We start from the raw sequence: 2,768 nt of genomic DNA, 5'->3' as shown, positions 1-2,768 counted from the left end.
GTCGGCGCTCTCACCGGCTTCGTGCTACCGAAATTCGGGGCGAGCACCGGGCGCGCGTTCCTCGAGGCGGTCGCCGCGGCGTCGGAACGGCTCGGGAAGCACCTGTATGCGATGCCGGTGCTCGAGTCGAGTGAGCTCGTCCATCGCCAGACCCGCGACGACGAACTGCAGGCGGTGTCGGCGCTGCTCGCCGAGCACCGGCAGCGGGTGCTGGCCGTGCGGATCGGCGCGACCGACATGTGCGGCACGTTCGGGATCCGACGCGACCGCGACCTGACCATCTACGACGTGCGGGTCGTCGTCGACGTCATCGCCGATGTCGTCAACTACCTGGGCCGCACCGACGGCACCGGGTTCGTCATCACCGGTCCGGTGTGGGAGTACTTCGCCGACCACGAACGCATGTTCCGGCCGATGCTGCGGGCCACCCCGTTCGAGGAACACGATGCGGTGCTCTTCCGCCAGCAGCTCGTGAGCCGCGACCTCGACGGACTGCTCCGGGAGATCGCGCTGGACCGGGCCAACGGCATCCAGGGGAAGACGGTGATCCATCCGTCGCACGTGGCCGCGGTGCACGCACTGTCCGCGGTGACCCACGAGGAATACCACGACGCCGTCGACATCCTCGGCGGCGACACCGGCGGCGTCCGCGCCTCCGGATATCGCAACAAGATGAACGAACGCCGCCCGCATCGCACGTGGGCGCAGCAGACGGTGCTGCGCGCGTCGGTGTTCGGTGTCACCAACAAAGGAGTCACGTTCGTGGACCTGCTGACCGCACTGGTGGACCGGTGAGCGCCGCCGCTCCGGCCGGCGTCGCCGAGGACTTTCAGATTCCCTGGGCGACGCAGGAGTTCGGCCTGACGCTGCACCACCACGATTCGGCCACCGGGTACCGCGTGCCGGAGCTGGTCCACCCCGGGCTGCGCCGCAATCCGCGCCGCGCGCACCTGCTGGTGTCCACCGTGCTGGGCAAGCACGTGCCGACCGATCCCGCGGTCGTGATCGCCGCCGGCGACCGGCTCGGCGATCTGGTGGCCGAGCTGCTCGGCGAGGACGCGTCGACAGCGGTCGTCCTGGGCTTTGCCGAGACCGCGACGGGACTGGGGCATTGTGTCGCCGCGCGCATCGGCGCGGCCTGTTACCTGCATTCCACCCGCCGCGACGTTCCGGGCGCCGACACGTTCGCCGGTTTCGAGGAGGGACACTCCCACGCGACCTTCCATCTGCTCCAGCCGACCTCCCCGGACCTGTTCGCGAACCCGGCGCCGCTCGTCCTCGTCGACGACGAGATCTCGACCGGGACAACTGCGCTCGATGCCATTCGCGCGCTGCACCGGCACCACCCGCGCAGCCGGTACGTGATCGCCTCCCTCGTCGACATGCGCGCCGAGGAGCACCGGCGTGGGGTCGCGGAGGCCGCCGGTGATCTCGGCGCACGGATCGAGCACGTGTCGCTCGCGTCCGGACGGGCCGTGATTCCCGAGGGCACCACCGAACGCGTGACGGCACTGCCCGATCCGGCGCTGAACCCACGCGCGCCGCATCGCGGAACCGCAGAGTTCGTCGAACTTCCTTGGCCAGCAACGGTTCCCGACGGTGGCCGGCACGGATTCCTGAGCACCGACACCGCGGGTTTCGACGCTGCGATCGCCGCGGCCGCCGACGCCCTCGCGGCAGCGCTCGAACCCGGTCGTCCGGCCGTCGTCGTCGGGCACGAGGAACTGATGTACCTGCCGCTGCGGCTCGCCGGCGCCCTCGCGACCCGTGGCACGCCCACTCGGTTCCAGACCACCACCCGCTCCCCGGGTTACGTCCTCGACGTCCCCGGCTATCCGCTGCGCCGCGGATTCACCTTCCTCGCACCGGAACACGTGCCGGAGACGCACGAAACCGAGGCACCCCGGTATCTGTACAACGCGCAGTGGCCGGACGCCGACCGGCGGCCCGTGCTCGTGCTGGTGATCGACAGTCCGGCGGACACCGACCGACTTCGCGCGACCGGAGGACTCGTCGACGTCCTCACCGCGGCCGGCGAGGACGTGGTCGTCGCAACGATTCCCGCGACCGACCCGGTCGCGCTTCGTATCAGCAGGGAGGCGCTGTGACGGCACCGTTGACCGGGCCCGGATTCGGGTCGTATGCGCCGGACGACGTGACCTGGCTGCTCAAGGACCTCTCGCACGTCGACCTCGAAGCCGATATCGCCGAGCGGGAACAACGAATCCAGGCGGGGCTTGCGCACTACGCCGAGTCGCTGCCGGTGGAATACCGGCCCGACGCGGCCTACCGCGAACTGTTCGACAAGGTGCTCGCCGAGACCTCCGGGCGGCTTGCACGCGCGGTCGGCACCGTCACCGAACTCCTTCTGGCAGAACGCGGACCGGACCTGACGCTCGTGTCGCTGGCCCGCGCCGGCACGCCCGTCGGCATCCTGATCCGGCGGTGGGCTCAGCACCATCACGGACTGTCGTTGCCGCACTACGCGGTGTCGATTGTGCGGGGCCGTGGCATCGACGCCGCCGCGCTCGACCACATCACCGCACGGCACGATCCGGCGTCGGTGGTCTTCGTCGACGGGTGGACCGGCAAGGGTGCGATCGCCCGCGAGTTGTCCGCGGCGCTGGCCGAGTACGCGGCAGCCGGTGGCCCGGCGCTGTCCGACGATCTCGCGGTTCTGGCCGACCCCGGGCAGTGCGTGCGCACCTACGGCACCCGCGACGACTTCCTCATCGCCTCGGCGTGCCTGAATTCCACTGTGTCCGGGC

The 2,768-nt window shown here is 70.4% G+C and carries 3 protein-coding genes; all 3 read left to right on the top strand.

The annotated features are described in order from the left end of the window. On the top strand, positions 1-795 hold a 795-nt coding region (locus tag I0Q12_RS06020), incomplete at its 5' end, for an HpcH/HpaI aldolase/citrate lyase family protein (RefSeq protein WP_197251072.1). Further along, positions 792-2,108 (top strand): phosphoribosyltransferase family protein, encoded by a 1,317-nt coding sequence (locus tag I0Q12_RS06015; protein ID WP_307846054.1) that lies wholly within the window; start codon positions 792-794, stop codon positions 2,106-2,108. The genes I0Q12_RS06020 and I0Q12_RS06015, both read left to right, overlap by 4 nt. After that, positions 2,105-2,768, top strand: a 664-nt coding sequence (locus I0Q12_RS06010) for a cysteine protease StiP domain-containing protein (protein WP_374068592.1), incomplete at its 3' end; no start/stop codon positions are given. The genes I0Q12_RS06015 and I0Q12_RS06010, both read left to right, overlap by 4 nt.

The organism is Rhodococcus sp. CX (assembly GCF_015865005.1).
GTDB lineage: Bacteria > Actinomycetota > Actinomycetes > Mycobacteriales > Mycobacteriaceae > Rhodococcus.
This window is presented reverse-complemented; position numbering and strand designations above follow the sequence as displayed.